The sequence below is a fragment of the Bradyrhizobium hipponense genome (genome assembly GCF_008123965.1).
In the GTDB taxonomy this organism is placed as follows: Bacteria; Pseudomonadota; Alphaproteobacteria; order Rhizobiales; family Xanthobacteraceae; genus Bradyrhizobium; species Bradyrhizobium hipponense.
On record NZ_VSTH01000150.1, the window covers coordinates 19,722 to 39,206 of the forward strand.

Here is a 19,485-nt window from a genome sequence, read left to right on the forward strand (position 1 = left end):
GCGCGGGAAGCGTGAGCCGGAATGACGCGTGTTAGGCAACATGGTCGCGCTGCGCGGAAAAGAGATCGACGCCTTCCTCGCCCGGCCCGATGCGGGCCGGCCGATCATCCTGCTCTATGGTCCTGATGCCGGCCTCGTGCGCGAGCGCGCCGACGCATTGATCGCATCCGCCGTCGACGATCCCAACGATCCCTTTTCGCTGGTGAAGCTAGACGGCGACGAGCTGTCCGCCGAGCCGTCGCGCCTGGTGGATGAGGCCATGACCGTGCCGCTGTTCGGCGGCCGCCGCGCCATCCGCGTGCGCGCCGGCTCGCGCAGCTTTGCCAGCGGCGTCGACACGCTCGCCGAGATGTCGATGAAGGATTGCCGCATCGTGATCGAGGCCGGCGAGCTGCGCCCGGAATCGCCGCTGCGCAAAGCCTGCGAGCGCGCCAAGACCGCTGTGGCGATCGCTTGCTATCCCGACACCGAGCGCGACCTCGCCAAGCTGATGGAGGACGAGCTCCGCATCGCCAGCTTGCGCATCGCGCAGGACGCCCGCGCCGCGCTGATGTCGTTCCTCGGCGGCGACCGGCAGGCCTCGCGCAACGAGCTACGCAAGCTCACTCTATACGCCCACGGCAAGGGCGAGATCACGCTGGACGACGTGATGGCCGTGGTGGCCGACGCGTCCGAGCTGAAGCTCGATCCGATCGTCGACGGCGCCTTCGCCGGCCGGCCCGACATCGTCGAGACCGAATTCGCCAAAGCCATGATCGCCGGCACCTATCCCGGCGTGATCATCTCGGCGGCACAGCGCCAGGCCGCATGGCTGCACAAGTCCGCGCTCGCCATTGCCGACGGCACGCCGGCCTCTGCCGTGCTCGACGGCGGATTTCCGCGACTGCACTTTTCCCGAAAGCCGGCGGTGGAAACGGCGCTGCGCAATTTCAGCGCGACGCGGCTTGCCGGCATTATCGAGCAGCTCGCCACCGCCGCGCTCGACACCCGCAAGCAATCGACGCTCGCCGCCGCCATTGCCCAGCGCACGCTGATGGCGATCGCCGCGAACGCAAGGCGGCGGGGCTGAGTCTCGACTCTATCCACGTCATTGCGAGGAGCCCTTGCGACGAAGCAATCCAGAATCTTTCCGCGGAGAGATTCTGGATTGCTTCGCTGCGCTCGCAATGACGAGGAGGGCTAGAGCGCGCCCTTCGCCAGCCGCCGCATCACCTCGTCGAGCTGCTCGAGGTTGCGGTAGTTGATCTGAACTGAGCCGCCGGGCTCGCGGTGGCTGACGGTGACCTTGAGGCCGAGCGCGTCGCTGACGCGCTTCTCGAGATCGACCGTGTCGGGGTCCTTCTCCTTGGCGCCTGCGCGCGCCTTCTGCGGCTTGCGCTCCGGCACGCCCTCTTCGTGCGCCAGCGCCTCGGCCTGACGGACGTTGAGACCCTCCTCGACGATGCGCTTGGCGGTCGCAAGCGGATCGGGCACGCCGATCAGTGCGCGGGCGTGACCAGCGGTCAATTGACCGTCCGCGATGAAGGCTTGCACCTCGGCCGGCAGCTTGGTCAGCCGCATCATGTTGGCGACATGACTGCGGCTCTTGCCGACGACCTTTGCGATGTCGTCCTGGCTGCGTTTGAACTCGCCCGCGAGCGCGTGATAGCCGAGCGCCTCTTCCATCGGATTGAGGTCTTCGCGCTGCACGTTCTCGACGATCGCGAACTCCAGCGCGTCGCTGTCGCTGATGTCGACCGGCACGATCGGCACTTCATGCAGGCCGGCCATTTGCGAAGCGCGCCAGCGGCGTTCGCCGGCGACGATCTCGTAGCGGTCCTGCGCGCCCTTCACCGGACGCACCACGATCGGCTGGATCACGCCGTGCTGCTTGATGGAGTCCGAGAGCTCCTTGAGCTCGACGTCCGAAAAGGCGCGGCGCGGATTGCGCGGATTGGGCTTGATGAACTCGATCGGCACCTTGCGCTGCGCGCGCGGACGATCGACATGCTGTGCCTCACCGCCGACATCGCCGATCAGGCTCGCAAGACCCCGGCCCAGTCGCGAACGCGCTTCGTCGGCCATCGCCAGCTCCCTTGGATTCACGGTGCAACACTCCAGAACTGAATTTCAGATTCTCGATCGTAGGGTGGGCAAAGGCGCGTCTTCGCGCTGTGCCCACCGTCTTTCGAACGGTTCTGGTGGGCACGCTTCGCTTTGCCCACCCTACGATTCTTCGCTTCAATGTGTCGTACGCAGCTCGCGCTCGCGCTGGATCACTTCGGTGGCTAGGCGCAGATAAGCTTCGCTGCCGACGCATTTGAGATCGTAGACCAGCACCGGCTTGCCGTAGGACGGCGCTTCCGAGATGCGCACGTTGCGCGGGATCATGGTCTTGTATACCTTCTCGCCCATGAACTGCCGGACGTCGGCGACGACCTGGTTCGAGAGGTTGTTGCGCGAGTCGAACATGGTCAGCACGATGCCGTGGATCGACAGATTCGGGTTGAGCGTCGAGCGCACCTGCTCGACGGTCTGCAACAGTTGCGACAGGCCTTCGAGCGCGAAGAACTCGCATTGCAGCGGCACCAGGATGGCGTCGGACGCCGCCATCGCATTCACCGTGAGCAGGTTGAGCGAGGGCGGGCAGTCGATCAGCACATAGGTGTAGTCGGCATCCGGCGACACGTTGTTGTTGAGCGCAGCGATCGCATCGCGCAGCTTGAAGGCGCGGCCGGGCGTGGTGCCGAGTTCGAGCTCGAGGCCAGAGAGATCCATGGTCGAGGGCGCGATGTGCAGCCGCGGCACCGCGGTCGCGACCACCGCCTCGCGCAAATTGGCTTCGCCGATCAGCACGTCATAGGTCGAGCAGGAGCGGTTGCGGCGATCGATGCCGAGGCCGGTCGAGGCGTTGCCCTGCGGGTCGAGATCGACGATCAGGACGCGTTCGCCGATCGCCGCGAGCGCCGTGCCGAGATTGATCGCTGTGGTTGTTTTGCCGACGCCGCCCTTCTGGTTCGCCAACGCGAGGATGCGCGGATGGCCCTGCGCGACAATTTCGGTCTGCTCTTGCTGCGGTTCGTAAATCACGGTCATCGCCAATTCCCCACTCAGCCCCTGAAGGCTTCACCCGCGCCGTTCGACGGCAGCCAGCTCCACAATCCAGCCATCGCCCGTGCGGCTTCGGTGGAGCTGAGGCCGAATATTCCAATATTTAGCGGCTTCGGTCAATTCAGCCTCTACATCTTGACCCTTTGGAAATAACGCTTTTGCACCCTGGCGCATCAGCGGCTCCGCAAAGCCGATGAGTTGATGTAGCGGAGCAAGTGCCCGCGCGGTGACGCAATCCACTGGGCCGGTGATTCTATCCACATTATCCCCGATCTCCGCGAGATGTACGACTCCCGGAGATTCGGTGACACGGATCGCTTCGCGCAGGAAAGCCGCCTTCTTGGCGATGCGCTCGACCAGATGGACGCTGGCTCCCGCTGTCCCGGCCATGGCACAGGCCAGCACCACACCGGGAAAGCCGCCGCCGCTACCAAGGTCGGCCCAGCGCTTGGCCGATGGCGCCAGATCCACCAGCTGAAGCGAGTCGGCGATGTGCCGGGTCCAGAGCTGCGGCAGCGTCGAGGGCGCGACCAGATTGGTCTTGGCCTGCCACTCCCGGAGCAGCGCGATGTACCGATCGAGCCGCGCTTCCGTTTCACGTGAAATAGGCGCGAGCTTGAGTGCAGCGGCCTTGTCGACAGCGATCACGGCGTCCAGCGACTTATCGGTCGCGCTGGCTTTGTCGATCTTCGGATTGATCGGGACCGATCCGGGTCGATGTCCCGCGCCCTCGCCCGCCTTAGGCTCTGGCGATGAAGGTCTGCCGCCTGCCGGCCCGCGCTGTTTCACGTGAAACGCCTATGCGATTGCTTTGGAAGTCTTCCGTGCTTCGCGGCGGAGATAGGCCGCGAGGATGCCGAGCGCCGCCGGTGTCATGCCATCGATGCGGCCGGCCTGGCCGACGGTGAACGGCCGCGCCTTCTCCAGCTTGGCGCGGACCTCATTGGAGAGGCCGGGCACCAGCTGGTAGTCGACATCGGACAACACCAATCCCTCGTCGCGCCTGAAGGCTTCGACATCGGCGCTTTGGCGCTCGAGATAGACGTCGTATTTCGCATCGATCTCGAGATGGGTGGCAATCACGGGGTCAATGACGGACAGCTCCGGCCAGATCGCGCGAACCTGGCTCCAGCCGATGTCGGGATAGGCCATCAGCTCGAAGGCCGACCGGCGCTGGCCATCCCTGTTCAGCGACAGCCCATGCCTGATTGCCTCGTTCGGGGTGATGGTCAGCGACTTCGAAAGCGCCCGCGCTGCATTCAGAGCATCCATCTTGGCGCGGTGATGCTGCGTCCGGCCGCTTCCGACGCACCCCAAGGCAATGCCCTTCTCGGTCAGACGCTGGTCGGCATTGTCCGCGCGCAAAGTCAGCCGGTATTCGGCCCGCGAGGTGAACATCCGATAGGGTTCGCTGATGCCGCGGGTGACGAGATCGTCGATCATCACGCCGAGATAGCCGTCGGCGCGGTCGAACACCGTCAGCGTGGCCCCGCTGGCGGCCAGTGCCGCGTTCAGCCCGGCCACGATGCCCTGGCCGGCGGCCTCTTCATATCCGGTGGTGCCATTGATCTGTCCAGCCAGGAACAGGCCCCGCAAACGCTTGGTCTGGAGGGTCGGATCGAGCTCGCGCGGATCGACGTGGTCGTATTCGATGGCATAGCCCGGCCGGACCATCCTGACCCGCTCCAGGCCGGGAATGCTGGCGAGGATTGCCAGCTGGACGTCCTCCGGCAGCGAGGTGGAGATGCCGTTGGGATAGACCGTCGTATCGTCGAGTCCTTCCGGCTCCAAGAAGATCTGGTGGCCATCGCGATCGCCGAAGCGGACGATCTTGTCCTCGATCGAGGGACAATAGCGCGGTCCGGAGCTCTTGATTTGGCCGGAATACATCGGGGACCGATGGACATTGGCCCGGATCACCTCATGGGTCGCCGACGTGGTCCGCGTGATCCCGCACTCGATCTGCGGCGTGGTGATCCGCTCGGTCAGGACCGAGAACGGCTCCGGAGGATTGTCTCCCGGCTGCATTTCGACGGCGGGCCAGTCGATTGTGGTCCCGTCCAGGCGCGGCGGCGTCCCGGTTTTCAGGCGGCCCAAGGTAAAGCCGGCACGCTCGAACGAGCCCGACAGGCCCATCGCCGGCGCCTCGTCGACCCGGCCAGCCGGCCAATTCTTTTCGCCGAGATGGATCAGACCGCGGAGAAAGGTGCCGGTGGTGACGACGACAGCCCCTGCCCCGAGCTCCCGACCGTCGGCCAGGCGCAGTCCGGTCACCCGGCCATCGATCACGATCAGTTCGTCAGCTTCGCCTTCGATCAGCGAAAGGCCCTTGGTCTCAGAGATCGCAACCTGCATCGCAGCCGCATAGAGCTTCCGGTCAGCTTGGGCGCGCGGTCCACGAACGGCAGGACCCTTGCGGCGATTAAGAACGCGGAACTGGATGCCGCCGGCGTCCGCGACCCGGCCCATCAGACCGTCGAGCGCATCGACCTCGCGAACCAGATGACCCTTGCCGAGACCGCCAATGGCGGGATTGCAGGACATGGCGCCGACGGTCGCGAACCGATGCGTCACCAGGGCGGTCGTCGCGCCCATCCTGGCAGAGGCAGCCGCAGCTTCACAGCCGGCGTGGCCGCCGCCGATCACGATGACGTCGAAGTTCGCTCGCTCTGTACGCATGGCGGACTTCTAGCTCAGAGTGGAAAAAGCCGGAAGTAGAAACTCGGTCGTCGAATGTTTCACGTGAAACAGGACGCTCAAAAAAAGCCCAATGCAGTTTTCGCAAAACAACCCCATGCACCGTAGCTCAGCGCCTGAAATCATTGTGTTTCACGTGAAACGGGTTGGAACCACTTTAGTCCGTTTCACGTGAAACAACCAAGCAATGGAGCAAGCGCTAGTCCTACAATGAAGAACTAGCGCTACTTTCCGATGCAGAACTTCTGAAAAATGGCGCCAAGGACGTCCTCGACGTCCACCCGGCCCAACAATCGGCCCAGAGCATAAGCGGCGGCGCGCAGCTCTTCGGCGGCCAGCTCCTCGCCGTCTTCTACATGCTCCAGACTCCGGCGCAAGCTGTCCAATGCCTGGCGCAGCAGATCGCGCTGACGGACGCGGGTGACCAATGCACCCTCGCTGGTCCCGAAGAAATCGGCGGCAAATCCGACCAGCGCCTGGATCAGGTCGGGCAACCCGTCGCCGCGCCGGGCCGAAATCGGGAAGGTTCGGTCCGCCGCAGCCACGACAGTCGGGACCCCACCCTCCAGATCGATCTTGTTGCGGATCGCCCAGACCGGCACGGACGCCGGCAGCCGCTCATTCGCCCCCGAATCGGGACCCAACAGCCAAAGCACGAGGTCCGCGTCGGCGGCGCGGGCTTTGGCTCGCCGTACACCCTCCTGCTCCACCGGATCATCCGCTTCGCGAATGCCGGCGGTGTCGATCACCGTGACCGGATAGCCGTCGAGATCAAGCTGGACCTCGATCACGTCGCGCGTCGTGCCGGCATGCGGAGAGACGATCGCGACCTCGCGGCGCGCGAGCTGGTTGATCAGGGTCGATTTGCCGACATTCGGCGGGCCGGCAATCGCGACGACGAGGCCGTCTCGCAGGCGTTCAGCCTGGCCCTGTGCCGCAAGGACTTCTGCGATTTCGGCCTGCAGCGCCTTGATTGCCTGCATCGCCGGCGCCATCAGCTCGGCCGGTACATCAGCCTCGTCCGAGAAATCGATGCCGGCCTCGATCAGCGCGGACGCTTCGATGATCCGCTCACGCCAGTCCCGCGCACGATTGCCGAGCAAGCCCTGCAACTGACGCAGCGCCTGACGGCGCTGGCGGTCGGTGTCGGCATGGATAAGATCGTCGAGGCCCTCGGCCTCAGTGAGATCGAGCTTGCCGTTCTCGAAGGCGCGCCGGGTGAATTCGCCTGGCTCGGCCGCACGCATATTCGGAATGTCAGAAATTGCGGCAAGGAGCGCCGAGAGCACCGCGCGGCCGCCATGGACGTGAAATTCGGCAACGTCCTCGCCCGTCGCGCTCGCCGGCCCCGGAAACCAGAGCACGACGGAATCATCGATCGGTTGCCCGGACGCGTCACGGAGCAGACGCCGGCTCGCCAGCCTTGCCGCCGGCAGCGTCCCCGCCAGCGTTGTCAGCGCCTGCCCGGCCTGCGATCCGGAGACGCGTACCACGGCGATCGCGCTCGGCGGCCGGCCGGACGACAACGCGAAGATGGTCTGATCTCCCGGATGCATGGCCTATTTGTCCGGCTGGCCGCGAAAAGGCAAATATCCGTTTTCAGCGTTCTGCAGCCCGATTGCTGCACCCGACCTGCAGCAAACGCATTTATTGCAGTGCAATATAAATGTGGAAATTTGCTGCACAAAACCTCTGCCGCAGCACCGGTCCTCAGCTCAACACAACAATTTCGAGGTAAGATCAAAGACTAGAATGGCCTCGAAACCAGCTCTTGAGCCGCCAGTCATGCTGCACCTTCGCCGCAGCAAAGCTGCACAAATGAAAAGGGCGCCCGAAGGCGCCCTTCCGTCCGTTGCTGCACTGCACTCACGTATTCATCGAGTCAAAGAACTCGGAATTGCTCTTGGTGCTGCGGAGCTTGTCGAGCAGGAAGTCGATTCCGTCCATCGTGCCCATCGGGTTCAGGATGCGGCGGAGCACATACATCTTCTTCAGCAACACCGGATCGGTGATGAGCTCCTCCTTGCGGGTGCCGGAGCGCGAAATGTCGATCGCCGGGAAGGTGCGCTTGTCCGAAACCTTGCGGTCCAGGATCAGTTCCGAGTTACCGGTGCCCTTGAACTCTTCGAAGATGACTTCGTCCATGCGGCTACCGGTATCGACCAGCGCGGTCGCGATGATCGTCAGCGAGCCACCCTCCTCGATGTTGCGGGCGGCACCGAAGAAGCGCTTCGGCCGCTGCAACGCGTTGGCGTCGACGCCGCCGGTCAGCACCTTGCCGGATGACGGCACCACGGTGTTGTAGGCGCGGCCGAGGCGCGTGATCGAATCGAGCAGGATGACCACGTCGCGGCCATGCTCGACCAGGCGCTTGGCCTTCTCGATCACCATCTCGGCGACCTGGACGTGGCGCACCGCCGGCTCGTCGAAGGTCGAGGAGACGACCTCGCCCTTCACCGAGCGCTGCATATCCGTGACCTCTTCCGGACGCTCGTCGATCAAGAGCACGATCAAATAGCACTCGGGATGATTGTGCGCGATCGAGTGCGCGATGTTCTGCATCAGCACCGTCTTGCCGGTGCGCGGCGGCGCCACGATCAGCGCGCGCTGGCCCTTGCCGATCGGCGCGACAATGTCGATCACCCTTGCGGAAAGGTCTTTCCGCGTCGGGTCATCGATTTCCATGCGGAAACGCTGATTCGGAAACAGCGGCGTGAGGTTGTCGAAATTGACCTTGTGCTTGGCCTTTTCCGGATCCTCGAAATTGAGCGTATTGACCTTCAGCAGCGCAAAGTAGCGTTCGCCCTCTTTCGGGCTGCGAATATGGCCTTCGAGGGTGTCGCCGGTGCGCAGGCCGAAGCGGCGAATCTGCGAGGGCGAAACGTAGATATCGTCCGGGCCCGGCAGATAATTGGCGTCCGGCGAGCGCAGGAAGCCGAAGCCGTCGGACAGCACCTCGACGACGCCCTCGCCGACAATGTCGGTTTCCGCGAGCGCGAGCTGCTTGAGGATGGCGAACAGCAGCTCCTGCTTGCGCATGGTGCTGGCATTCTCGACCCCGTTCTCTTCCGCGAACGAGACGAGCTCGGCCGGGGTTTTCGACTTGAGGTCCTGGAGTTTAATTTCCCGCATTGGGGTGGTCCTGTGGGGTAACCTTGGGAGGGGTGCGAGGAGGCTCTGAAATGCGGACGCGAGAAGGTAAGGTCCGCAGGTCTGGCAAGGTGAGCGCCGGTGAGGCTTCAAACCCGATGCGGCGTCCGGCCTCTGGAAAGCTCGGACACGACCACATCCGCCTGCGTTGGGTGGGATATCGCTAATATAGAAAATCGCTCTTCACTCCGCAAGCCGAAGCGCTGAGCGATCGATCGTGAACGCTGCCTAGAACGGCTTCACGATCACCATGATGACGATCAAGATCATCAGGACGGTCGGCACCTCGTTGATAATTCGATAGAATTTCTGACTCCGCGGGCGCCGGTCGGCAGCGAAATCCTTCAGCCAGCGCGAAAAAAAGCCGTGGACCGCCGACATCGCCAGGACCAGTGCCAGTTTTACGTGCAACCAGGGCGAGGCGAACCAATTGCCGGACCAGGCGAGGTAGAGCCCGGCGACCCAGGTGACGATCATCGCGGGGTTGATGATCGCCTTGAGCAGCCGGCGTTCCATGACCTTGAAGGTTTCCGACTGCTTCGAGCCGACCTCCGCCTCGCAGTGATAGACGAACAGCCGCGGCAGGTAGAGCATGCCCGCCATCCAGGAGATGACAGCGATCACGTGCAGCGCTTTGATCCATTCGTACATGCCGGAAAAACCCCACTTCGTGTTTTGACGCGTTTTCTTACCGCGAAGCGGGATCCACTTCGCTCGAAAATGGTCTGGCTCAGCAATCGGTGGATAGACCGTCGTCGGTAAGAATTCATTCATAGATGCGGGCGCACACACATATCCTCGCGCTCGGCTCTTCTAAACCTAAAACTTTTAGAATCTTAAGGTTTGAGTCTGAGTGACCGTGAATTGGACTCACACAATTCCGTCCGCCACTTCACGCGCGTTTGTTCACATCCATCAACATGTCCCGCGAAGGTCCGGCGTGACCGGATAAGTCGTCCAGCCTCAAGGGCTTGCGCACGGCTGTCGGCAGCCTATCAACGGGGTTGTCCGCGCAATTCAGATTCTGCGTTGCGCGGACGCTGAACTTGTTCCGACGGGCAGGGGTGTGAACAAAATTGGCGGTTATCCCGCCCGTGGTGTCGCGCAACCCTTTCCGAGACGTTAAGGTCCACAGAAATCCACAAACCGCCCCGCCTCCATACAAAGAGTTTTTGTGCCGACATCGAACAATTATTTCCATCTGCACCTGGTCTCCGACTCCACCGGCGAGACGCTGATCACCGTCGCGCGTGCGGTCGCCGCGCAATACGCCAATGTGACGCCGGTCGAGCATGTCTATCCGCTGGTGCGGAGCCAGAAGCAGCTCGATCGCGTGCTCGACGAGATCGAGGAGGCGCCCGGCATCGTGCTGTTCACGCTGCTGGAGAAGGATCTGGTTTCGCGGCTCGAGGACAAGTGCAAGAACATCAACGTTCCGAGCTTGTCGATCATCGGGCCGGTGATGCAGTTGTTCGAGGCTTATCTCGGCGCAGCGACGACCGGCCGGGTCGGCGCCCAGCACGTCCTCAACGCCGAATATTTCAAGCGCATCGACGCGCTGAACTACACCATGATCCATGACGACGGCCAGCATGTCGAAGGGCTCGAGGACGCCGACGTCGTGCTCGTCGGTGTCTCCCGGACCTCGAAGACGCCGACGTCGATCTATCTCGCCAATCGCGGCATCCGCACCGCCAACGTGCCGCTGGTGCCGGGCATTCCCGTGCCGGCGCAATTGGAAACGCTGATCCGGCCGCTGGTGGTGAGCCTGCACGCGACGCCGGAGCGCCTGATCCAGGTGCGGCAGAACCGCTTGCTCTCCATGGGCGCCGATTCCAGCAGCGACACCTATACCGACCGGCAGGCGGTGGCCGAAGAGGTCGCGTTCGCGCGCAAGCTGAGCGCCAAGCACGATTGGCCGCTGCTTGACGTCACGCGACGGTCGATCGAGGAAACCGCCGCGGCGATCATGAAGCTTTACAGTGATCGCCAGCGCAACCGACCCTCGGAATAAGTTTTCGCGATGGCTCTCTGGCGCGGCAAATCTCCATTGATCCTGGCCTCGCAAAGCGGCGCGCGCAAATTGCTGCTGGCCAATGCCGGGCTGGAGTTCAAGGCGATTACGGCCGACATTGACGAACGCGAAATCGAGGCGGCCTCCAAGCTTTCAAGCCCGCGCGAGATCGCTTTGCTGCTGGCCTGTGAAAAGGCCAAGGCCGTATCGGCGCATCATCCGGAAAGTTACGTGATCGGCGCCGACCAGACCCTGGCTCTAGGGAATCGTCTTTTCAACAAGCCTGCCGGACGCGCTCAGGCCATGATGCAATTGCGCGAGCTTGCCGGCAAGAGCCACGCGTTGAATTCGGCTGTGGCCGTGGCACGCGCCGGCAAAGTTGTTTTCGAGGATGTCTCGGTGGCTCGCATGACCATGCGGCAAATGTCCGAAGCCGAGATTCAGGCCTATCTCGATACTGCCGGTGACGCCGTGACGACAAGCGTCGGTGCCTATCAGCTCGAGAGCCTGGGAATCCATCTGTTCGAGCGCATAGAGGGCGATCACTTCACCATTCTCGGCCTGCCGTTGCTGCCGCTGCTTGCGTTCCTGCGGCACGAACGGCTAGTTGCAGTGTGAACGACAGGGATGGCTGTGCGCTGATGCGGATCCTGGGACTGACCGGCTCGATCGGAATGGGCAAATCCACCACCGCGAAATTGTTCGCGGAGGCGGGCGTTCCCGTCTACGACGCCGATGCCGCCGTCCATCAACTCTATGAGGGCGAGGCGGCGCCGGCGATCGAGGCCGCCTTCCCCGGCACCACCGCCAACGGCAAGGTCGATCGACAAAAACTGTCCGCGCGCGTCGTGCACGATCCCGCCGCCATCAAGCAGCTGGAGCAGATCGTCCACCCCATGCTCGGCGCATCGCGGCAAAAGTTCTTTGCCGACGCAGAAGCGGCCAAGGCGCCGGTCGTGGTCCTCGACATTCCGCTGCTGTTCGAAACCGGCGGTGAGAAGCGCGTCGATGCGGTGGTCGTGGTGTCGACCTCGCCGGAACTCCAGCGCGCGCGCGTGCTGGCGCGAGGCACGATGGACGAGGCGAAGCTCGACGCCATCATTGCCAAGCAGACGCCCGACGCCGAGAAGCGCAAACGCGCCGATTTCGTAGTGGATACGTCATACGGACTTGAACCAGTGCGCGCGCAAATCAGGGACATCCTGGCCGAGGTCGTTAAGATGCCGCAGCGGCGAGCCTGATTCGCCGTCTCATACGGCTTGTCAAAACATGCGCGAAATCGTTCTCGACACCGAAACCACCGGCCTCGATCCGCTGCGCGGCGATCGCCTGGTCGAGATCGGCTGCGTCGAGATTTTCAACCGCATGCCGACCGGACAGACGTTTCACGTCTACATCAATCCGGAAAGGGACATGCCGGCGGAAGCCTTTGCGGTGCACGGGCTGTCGAGCGAATTTCTGGCGACGAAGCCGCTGTTTCACGAGGTCGTCGACGAATTCATCGCGTTCATCGGCGATGCGCCGCTGGTGATCCACAACGCCTCGTTCGACATCAGCTTCATCAATGCCGAGCTCGACCGCATCAAGAAGGCAGCTATCCCACGCGATCGGCTGGTCGATACGCTGTTGCTGGCGCGGCGCAAGCATCCCGGCGTGTCGAACCGGCTCGACGATCTCTGCTCGCGCTATGCGATCGACAATTCGCACCGCACCAAGCACGGCGCGCTGCTCGACGCCGAGTTGCTGGCTGAAGTCTATATCGATCTGATCGGGGCGCGGCAGTCGCAACTGATCCTGGCCTCGGACAGCGACGAGATTCGCGTCGGTGCGACCGGGGAAGTCACACGGCGACAGCGGACCGTGCCGCTTGCGCCGCGGATTTCAGACGCCGAGCGCGAGGCCCACCGGGCCTTCATTGCCACGCTCGGCGACAAGGCGATCTGGAACGAGTTCCTGCCGGCTCTGGCGGTCAATCCGGCCGGTTAGGCCTGACCGCTCGGCTGAGCGGCCATTTGCCGCTCCATGTTCTGGCGATAGAGACCGACGAAATCGACCGGGTCCAGCATCAGAGGCGGGAACCCGCCGTCGCGGACTGCGGTCGCGATGATCTCGCGCGCGAAGGGGAACAACAGCCGCGGGCATTCGATCATGACCAGCGGATGCAGATTCTCCTTCGGCACGTTGGAGATCCGGAACACGCCGGCATAGGCGAGCTCGAACGAGAACATCACCTTGCCCGCGGTTTCGGCCTTGCCTTCGACCGACAGCGTCACCTCGAACTCCTGTTCGCTGAGGTTATTGGCGCTGACGTTGATCTGGATGTTGATCTGGGGCGGCTGGCCCTGGGACTGGAGCGAGCTCGGCGCGTTCGGGTTTTCGAACGAGAGGTCCTTGGTATACTGGGCCAGCACGTTGAGCTGGGGAGCCTGGGCCGCCTCGGGAGGGGTGCCGTTACCGTTGGTCATGAAAGTCTCTCCTTAACCCGATGGGGCTGAATTTCGCGGCGGTTGGCTAACATAGGGCCACCTCGTTCCACAAGGACGAACGATCCTGGAGGGGATCGCCGGCTCGTCGCCACAACTGTGACGTTCGAGCCGGCTTCCTGGCCGAAGGGCGCCGTAAACGATTGAAGATGCGCGATTTCCGGACAGGATCGGGTTTCCCCTTAAGCATAAAACGCGCTACACTTGCCTCTGTGCCAAAAGGCGCCATTGGCCGGGCAAGATTTCGTGCCTACATCCGGCGGACGTGACGCGCGGAGCCAAACCAAATGGTGACGTAGACTTGCCGTTCCCGCGTAGAACGGTCTACTGGCCGGATCGATTTTCCCGGCAGTGACTTCCTGAAAAGACCAGAAAGCGAATACGACGTGGACATCTACACCATCATCTTCCTAGCGCTGGCGGTCTTTATCTTCCTGCGGCTGCGTAGTGTGCTGGGGCAGCGGACCGGCAATGAGCGGCCGCCGTTCGACCGCACCGCCCGCAATGCGCTGGGTGCCCAGGACAAGAACGTCGTGACCATGCCGGGCAAGGTGATCGACCAGGCTCCGCTGGCGCCGACGACCGAGCCGGCCCCGCCCTCCGATCGCTGGAAGGATCTGACCGAGCCGGGCACCGCGCTGGCGCAGGGCCTTGACGCTATCGTCGAGAAGGATTCCACCTTCGATCCGCGGCACTTCCTGTCCGGCGCCCGCGGCGCCTACGAGATGATCGTGCTGGCCTTCGCCAATGGCGACCGGCGCGCGCTGCGCGATCTCCTGTCGTCGGAGGTCTTTGAGAGCTTCGACGCGGCGATTAAGGAACGCGAGAAGAACGAGCGGAAGACCGAGACGCGCTTCGTCTCGATCGACAAGGCCGAGCTCGTCGGCGCCGAGTTGCGCGACCGCACCGGACAGCTCACCGTGCGCTTCGTCTCGCAGATGATCTCGGCCACCCGCGACAAGGCCGGCAACATCGTCGACGGCAGCGCCGACACGGTCGCCGACATCACCGACATCTGGACTTTCGCCCGCGACATCACCTCTCGCGATCCGAACTGGAAGCTGGTTGGCACCGGAAGCGCGAATTAAGGCTTTCTTGAAGACGAGCGCGGCGGCGCTGTGCGCCGGTGTCGTTGCGCTATCGTCGTTTTCGCTCGGCGCCGAGGCGGCGCGGCGCCACTATCGCAGCCACCATCATCATCCCGAATTGCCTGCCGTTCCCGCGCGGGTCTTGCCCTATCCGCAGCTCCCCCTGCCGTTCGAAATTCCCGGCGCGCAATATTTGCCGCTGACCTGGGCCGACGTGAAGGGCTGGAGCGACGACGATCATCTCGCCGCCTACAAGACTTTCCGCGCCAGCTGCCGTTCGATCAATGCGCAGACAGCCGCGGCCGAAGCCAAGATCGAGTACAAGGCTTTGGGCGCCTCGCTGAGTGAGCCCTGCCGTATCGTCAAATCGCTCGAACTCACCGACGACGCCAGGGCGAAGGCCTTTTTCGAGGAGAATTTCGCGCCGCTGCGGGTCTCGCGGCTCGGCGAGCCCGACGGGTTCGTGACCGGCTATTACGAGCCGGTGCTTGACGGTTCGCGCACGCAGACCGATGTCTACAACGTTCCCGTCTATCGCCGGCCCTCCAACTTGTTCGTGCGCGGCTACAAGCAGGACTCGGTCAGCCTGCCCAACAAGGGCCCGGTCTACCGCAAGGTCGGCCGCCGCAAGCTGGTGCCTTACTACGATCGCGGCGAGATCGAGGACGGCAAGATCGCCGGCCGCGGGCTGGAGATCGCCTGGCTCAAGGACCCGACCGATCTGCTGTTCGCGCAGATCCAGGGCTCGGCCCGAATCAAGTTCGACGACGGCACCACGGTCCGGCTCAACTACGACGCCTATAACGGCTATCCCTACACCGCCGTGGGGCGCGTCCTGATCGAGCGCGGCATCATCCCGAAGGAGGAGATGTCGATGCAGAAGATCAGGGAGTGGATGGCGCAGAATCCCGATGGCGCCAAGGAGCTGCGCCGCCAGAACCGCTCCTACATCTTCTTCCGCGAGGTCAATTTGTCCGACAAGGACGAGGCAGTCGGCGCGCAAGGCATTCCGCTGACGGCCGGCCGCTCGATCGCCGTCGACAAATCGCTTCACGTCTATGGCACGCCGTTCTTCATCGAAGGCGAGCTGCCGATCGATTCCGAACGCGCCAAGACCCCGTTCCATCGCCTGATGATCGCGCAGGACACCGGCTCGGCCATCATTGGACCTGCGCGCGCCGATCTCTATTTTGGCGCGGGCCAGGAAGCCGGCCGCGTCTCGGGCCGGCTGCGCCACGCCATGCACTTCGTGATGCTGGTGCCGAAGAGCGTCGATCCCGTCGCCCGCGGCGCAAGGCTGCCCGTGCCGGATCCGCGGCCGTCGGAGAGGATCGCAAAGCTGTTTCCGCAAACCGATCCCGCGAAGGATTCGGCCAAGCCGGCCACGCCCGCCGCAGCCGCGACTCAACCCAAGGGCGATACGGTCGCCGCTGCGAGCGCGGTCCCGCTACCGGCACCGCGCCCTGTGATCGAGCCGGTCCGCGAACCGCGCCGGCCGGCGAAGAATCGTCCCCACCGGCAATGAAGCGATCGTCGCGCCCGCCCGTGCTGGATGTCCGTCCCTCGCCGCGCCGCCGCGCGCTGAGCGAGGAAGACCGCGAGCTGTGGGAGTTCGTCGCAAAGCAGGTCAAGCCGCTGCGGAAGCATCGTGCCGCGAAACTGCACGCTGCGCCGCGCGCCGAACCCTTGCCTCCAGCGCCGGTGGGCAAGCCCGCGCCGCCGGCAAGGCCGGTTGCCGCTGCGCCGGCACCACGTGCCGCGAAACTGTCGGTGCCGCCGCTGGCGCCGCTCGGCAAGCGCGAGCGGACAAAACTGTCGCGCGGCCGCAGCGAGATCGAGGCGCGGCTGGATCTGCACGGCATGACCCAGACGCGCGCCCATCGCGCATTGTCCGGCTTCCTCCAGCGCGCCCACCATGACGGCCTGACCTTCGTGCTCGTCATCACCGGCAAGGGACGAAGCGGCGGCGAAAGCGGCGTGCTGCGCCGCCAGGTGCCGGAATGGCTGAGCCTGCCGGAATTCCGCGCCTTCGTCGTCGGCTTCGAGGAGGCGGGTCTCGGCCATGGCGGCGAGGGCGCGCTTTATGTGCGGATCAGGCGTGCGAGATTCTAGCTGCGCGCTCGGTTCACCTCTCCCGCTTGCGGGAGAGGTCGGCGCGAAGCGCCGGGTGAGGGCTGTCTCCTCATTGGGAATCTCTCCGCGGAGACACCCTCTCCCCAGCCCTCTCCCACAAGCGGGAGAGGGAGCGCACTGCCGCTGCCGCAGCTAGGCGTGTCCTTGCGAGACCTTAGAACGGCCGCACGATTCCGACGCGCGGGATCAGCGTGATGATCAGACCGAAGATATTCGTCGCCCGATCGTCCGCCGGAATCGGCGGCACCGTCCGCGCGGCCGGCAGCATCTTCACGGCATGCAGGATCAGGAACATGCAGACCGCCCAGTTCGAGATCCAGCGCGAATAGTCGAATACCATCGCGAACATCACGAGATAGGCGAAGCTGACGGCGACCAGTGCCGCGATCACCAGGCGGCGGTGCACCTCGCTGGCAAGGGCGCCGATCAGGTTCGCAAAGTAGTGCCACAGCGGCATGTGCAGCCAGATCAGCAGCGCGAATACGGGCACGCCGAGGATGTTGTGCGGCAGGCGGCCCCAAGTATCCGCAATCTCCTTCGCCAGCGGCTGGTACCAGATGTAGCTGAATTGCAGCAGGTCGGTGCGCGAGGAATCGGCTATCCGGCTTTTCAGGTATGCGACAAAATCCGTCTCGGGGATCGGCATCGTTCCCAGAAACTGCGCGGCGAAGAACAGTGCAGAGACGATGAGCAAGGCGACAATGCCGAACGCGAAATTGACGCGATTGCAGCCGTGCGCGAGGTAATGCCTGATCACGACGATGGTGATGATCGTGGGCACATACATCAGCAGATGAATGTGGTGGATTAGGATCAGGACGATCGAGAACGTCGCGGCCGTCGCCACGAACAGGAGGGAGCCCGCCGGCATCAACAGCAGGATGATCGCCAGCGCGCAGCCATAGATGTCGAAATGGCCGAGCGTGTGCATGAAGTTCTTCAGGAAGAACGGCGAGCCCGCGATGAAGATGAACAGCGGCAACGTCTTGGCAGCGAAGCCGAACGTGTTCTGGAATAGTTTGGCGAACAAAGCGAGCGTGGCAAGCCACGTCACGCCGCCGAGCGCGAACACCAGCCACACCGGCACCCTCGCGGTGAACAGCGCGACGATCGCCCCGATCAGCGCGCGCTTGATGAAGCCGAAATGATAGTCGACGAGGAGATGGATATAGGGGACGTAGGGCGGCAGCTGAATCTTGTGGACGAAGACGCCGACGATGACCGCGGCGTTGATCGCGAGCAGGATCCGCCAGGGATTTTGCAGGATGCTAGCGCGCACGTGGCACCTTCGGCGCGCAAAACTCCGCTGTCGTCCCGGACAAGCGATCCGGCAACGCGCAGCGTTGTCCAAAGCGAGCGCCGATCCGGGACCCATAGCCACGAATGTCTGTTTGAGGCAAAGCTGGGGCCGCCGTCTTTTCTACCAAATACCGCTGGTGGTAATGGGTCCTGGCTTTCGCCAGGACGACGGCGGGATAGATAGCCGACCTCGGCCGGATTACAAAATAAACCGGCTCAGATCGGCGTTCTTGGCGAGGTCGCCGACGTGCTTCTGCACGTAGTCGGCGTCGATCCGGACGGTCTCGCCGTTGCGGTCGGGTGCGCTGAAGGAGATTTCGTCCAGCACCCGTTCCATCACGGTCTGCAGCCGCCGGGCGCCGATGTTCTCGACCGTCGAATTCACGGCCACCGCGACGTCGGCCAGCGCATCGATGGCGTTGTCGGTGATGTCGAGCGTCACGCCTTCGGTCTGCATCAAGGCGACATATTGCTTGATCAGCGAGGCCTCGGGCTCGGTCAGGATACGCCGCAGGTCGTCGCGCGTCAGCGCCTGCAACTCGACGCGAATCGGCAGCCGTCCCTGCAATTCCGGCAACAGGTCCGACGGCTTGGCGACGTGGAAGGCGCCGGAGGCAATGAACAGGATGTGGTCGGTCTTCACCGCGCCATGCTTGGTCGAGACCGTGGTGCCCTCGATCAGCGGCAACAGGTCGCGCTGCACGCCTTCGCGCGAGACGTCGCCGCCGACGCGGCCGTCGCGCGCGCAGATCTTGTCGATCTCGTCGAGAAACACGATGCCGTTGTTCTCGACCGCGCCGATCGCCTCCTGGGTCAACTGGTCGTTGTCCAGCAGCTTGTCGGATTCCTCGTTGACGAGGATCTCGTGCGAGCTCTCCACCGTCAGCCGCCGCGTCTTGCTGCGGCCCCCGAGCTTGCCGAAGATATCGCCGATCGAGACAGCGCCCATCTGCGCGCCAGGCATGCCCGGTATTTCGAACATCGGAAAACCGCTGCCGGAGGATTGCGTCTCGATCTCGATTTCCTTGTCGTTCATTTCGCCGGCGCGCAGCTTCTTGCGGAACGATTCCCGCGTCGCGGCGCTGGCATTGGCCCCGACCAGCGCGTCGAGCACGCGCTCCTCGGCGGCAAGCTGCGCCCGCGCCTGCACGTCCTTGCGCTTGCGTTCGCGCACCTGGGCGATCGCAACCTCGACGAGGTCGCGCACGATCTGCTCGACGTCGCGGCCGACATAGCCGACCTCGGTGAATTTTGTCGCCTCGACCTTCAGGAACGGCGCGTTGGCAAGCTTGGCGAGCCGCCGCGCAATCTCTGTCTTGCCGACGCCGGTCGGGCCGATCATCAGGATGTTCTTCGGCAGCACCTCCTCGCGCAAGGAACCTTCGAGCTGCTGCCGGCGCCAACGGTTGCGCAGCGCGATCGAGACCGCGCGCTTGGCTTCGGTCTGGCCGACGATGAAACGATCGAGTTCGGAAACGATTTCGCGGGGGGAGAAGTCTGTCATGGGACCTTAGCTAGGATCAGAGACGGG

18 protein-coding genes are annotated in these 19,485 nt (G+C 63.7%); 8 read left to right on the forward strand and 10 right to left on the reverse strand.

Annotation, left to right across the window (positions count from 1 at the left end; genetic code table 11):
- Window positions 1-40: 40 nt before the first annotated feature.
- Window positions 41-1,069: a DNA polymerase III subunit delta gene (holA, locus tag FXV83_RS35495; protein ID WP_148744220.1), complete on the forward strand. Its 1,029-nt coding sequence runs from the start codon at window positions 41-43 to the stop codon at window positions 1,067-1,069.
- A gap of 110 nt (window positions 1,070-1,179) precedes the next feature.
- On the opposite strand, the gene FXV83_RS35500 is transcribed toward holA, so the two are convergent.
- The 7 genes from FXV83_RS35500 to hemJ all read right to left on the reverse strand — a co-directional run bounded on the left by FXV83_RS35500 (window position 1,180) and on the right by hemJ (window position 9,588).
- Window positions 1,180-2,064 carry a ParB/RepB/Spo0J family partition protein gene (locus tag FXV83_RS35500; protein ID WP_187436398.1) on the reverse strand — a complete coding sequence of 295 codons (885 nt, stop codon included), beginning with the start codon at window positions 2,062-2,064 and terminating at the stop codon, window positions 1,180-1,182.
- A 156-nt stretch (window positions 2,065-2,220) separates the two neighbouring features.
- Window positions 2,221-3,075 carry a ParA family protein gene (locus tag FXV83_RS35505; protein ID WP_148744189.1) on the reverse strand — a complete coding sequence of 285 codons (855 nt, stop codon included), beginning with the start codon at window positions 3,073-3,075 and terminating at the stop codon, window positions 2,221-2,223.
- 30 nt (window positions 3,076-3,105) lie between these two features.
- Window positions 3,106-3,747 carry a 16S rRNA (guanine(527)-N(7))-methyltransferase RsmG gene (gene rsmG, locus FXV83_RS35510; protein ID WP_235940438.1) on the reverse strand — a complete coding sequence of 214 codons (642 nt, stop codon included), beginning with the start codon at window positions 3,745-3,747 and terminating at the stop codon, window positions 3,106-3,108.
- Window positions 3,748-3,888: 141 nt separating this feature from the next.
- Window positions 3,889-5,769, reverse strand: coding sequence for a tRNA uridine-5-carboxymethylaminomethyl(34) synthesis enzyme MnmG (mnmG, locus tag FXV83_RS35515; protein WP_148744191.1), 1,881 nt, complete (start codon window positions 5,767-5,769; stop codon window positions 3,889-3,891).
- Between the two features lie 242 nt (window positions 5,770-6,011).
- Window positions 6,012-7,343, reverse strand: a complete 1,332-nt coding sequence (gene mnmE / locus FXV83_RS35520; RefSeq protein WP_148744192.1) for a tRNA uridine-5-carboxymethylaminomethyl(34) synthesis GTPase MnmE — start codon at window positions 7,341-7,343, stop codon at window positions 6,012-6,014.
- A gap of 310 nt (window positions 7,344-7,653) precedes the next feature.
- On the reverse strand, window positions 7,654-8,919 hold the full coding sequence (gene rho / locus FXV83_RS35525) for a transcription termination factor Rho (protein ID WP_148744193.1): 1,266 nt from the start codon (window positions 8,917-8,919) through the stop codon (window positions 7,654-7,656).
- Between the two features lie 246 nt (window positions 8,920-9,165).
- Window positions 9,166-9,588 carry a protoporphyrinogen oxidase HemJ gene (gene hemJ, locus FXV83_RS35530; protein WP_148744194.1) on the reverse strand — a complete coding sequence of 141 codons (423 nt, stop codon included), beginning with the start codon at window positions 9,586-9,588 and terminating at the stop codon, window positions 9,166-9,168.
- A gap of 523 nt (window positions 9,589-10,111) precedes the next feature.
- Between hemJ and FXV83_RS35540 the strand changes: the two genes are divergently transcribed.
- Genes FXV83_RS35540 through dnaQ form a run of 4 tightly spaced genes read left to right on the forward strand, consistent with a single transcriptional unit; the run spans window position 10,112 to window position 12,937 of the window.
- Window positions 10,112-10,951: a pyruvate, water dikinase regulatory protein gene (locus FXV83_RS35540; protein ID WP_148744196.1), complete on the forward strand. Its 840-nt coding sequence runs from the start codon at window positions 10,112-10,114 to the stop codon at window positions 10,949-10,951.
- A gap of 9 nt (window positions 10,952-10,960) precedes the next feature.
- Complete coding sequence (locus FXV83_RS35545; RefSeq protein ID WP_148744197.1) at window positions 10,961-11,569, forward strand: Maf family protein; 609 nt, start codon at window positions 10,961-10,963, stop codon at window positions 11,567-11,569.
- Between the two features lie 23 nt (window positions 11,570-11,592).
- The gene (gene coaE, locus FXV83_RS35550) at window positions 11,593-12,192 is read left to right on the forward strand and encodes a dephospho-CoA kinase (RefSeq protein ID WP_148744221.1); all 600 of its coding nucleotides are present in this window, start codon (window positions 11,593-11,595) and stop codon (window positions 12,190-12,192) included.
- Window positions 12,193-12,220: 28 nt separating this feature from the next.
- Complete coding sequence (dnaQ, locus tag FXV83_RS35555; RefSeq protein WP_148744198.1) at window positions 12,221-12,937, forward strand: DNA polymerase III subunit epsilon; 717 nt, start codon at window positions 12,221-12,223, stop codon at window positions 12,935-12,937.
- Here dnaQ and secB read toward each other — a convergent pair.
- The gene (gene secB / locus FXV83_RS35560) at window positions 12,934-13,416 is read right to left on the reverse strand and encodes a protein-export chaperone SecB (RefSeq protein ID WP_148744199.1); all 483 of its coding nucleotides are present in this window, start codon (window positions 13,414-13,416) and stop codon (window positions 12,934-12,936) included. The two genes, dnaQ and secB, sit on opposite strands and share 4 nt — an antisense overlap.
- A 404-nt stretch (window positions 13,417-13,820) precedes the next feature.
- Between secB and FXV83_RS35565 the strand changes: the two genes are divergently transcribed.
- From FXV83_RS35565 to FXV83_RS35575, 3 genes are read left to right on the forward strand one after another with little or no spacing between them, the layout of a single operon-like run.
- Window positions 13,821-14,522 carry a Tim44/TimA family putative adaptor protein gene (locus FXV83_RS35565; RefSeq protein WP_148744200.1) on the forward strand — a complete coding sequence of 234 codons (702 nt, stop codon included), beginning with the start codon at window positions 13,821-13,823 and terminating at the stop codon, window positions 14,520-14,522.
- Window positions 14,500-16,047 (forward strand): murein transglycosylase A, encoded by a 1,548-nt coding sequence (gene mltA, locus FXV83_RS35570; RefSeq protein ID WP_187436399.1) that lies wholly within the window; start codon window positions 14,500-14,502, stop codon window positions 16,045-16,047. The genes FXV83_RS35565 and mltA overlap by 23 nt, the downstream gene beginning before the upstream one ends.
- On the forward strand, window positions 16,044-16,634 hold the full coding sequence (locus tag FXV83_RS35575; RefSeq protein WP_148744201.1) for a Smr/MutS family protein: 591 nt from the start codon (window positions 16,044-16,046) through the stop codon (window positions 16,632-16,634). Before mltA ends, FXV83_RS35575 begins: the two co-directional genes overlap by 4 nt.
- Window positions 16,635-16,809: 175 nt before the next feature.
- Here the strand turns inward: FXV83_RS35575 and FXV83_RS35580 are convergent, their stop codons facing one another.
- A complete protein-coding gene (locus FXV83_RS35580) occupies window positions 16,810-17,934 on the reverse strand; it encodes a hypothetical protein (RefSeq protein WP_148744202.1) in 1,125 nt (374 codons plus the stop codon).
- A gap of 219 nt (window positions 17,935-18,153) precedes the next feature.
- Window positions 18,154-19,458: an ATP-dependent protease ATPase subunit HslU gene (hslU, locus tag FXV83_RS35585; RefSeq protein WP_148744203.1), complete on the reverse strand. Its 1,305-nt coding sequence runs from the start codon at window positions 19,456-19,458 to the stop codon at window positions 18,154-18,156.
- Window positions 19,459-19,485 lie beyond the last annotated feature (27 nt).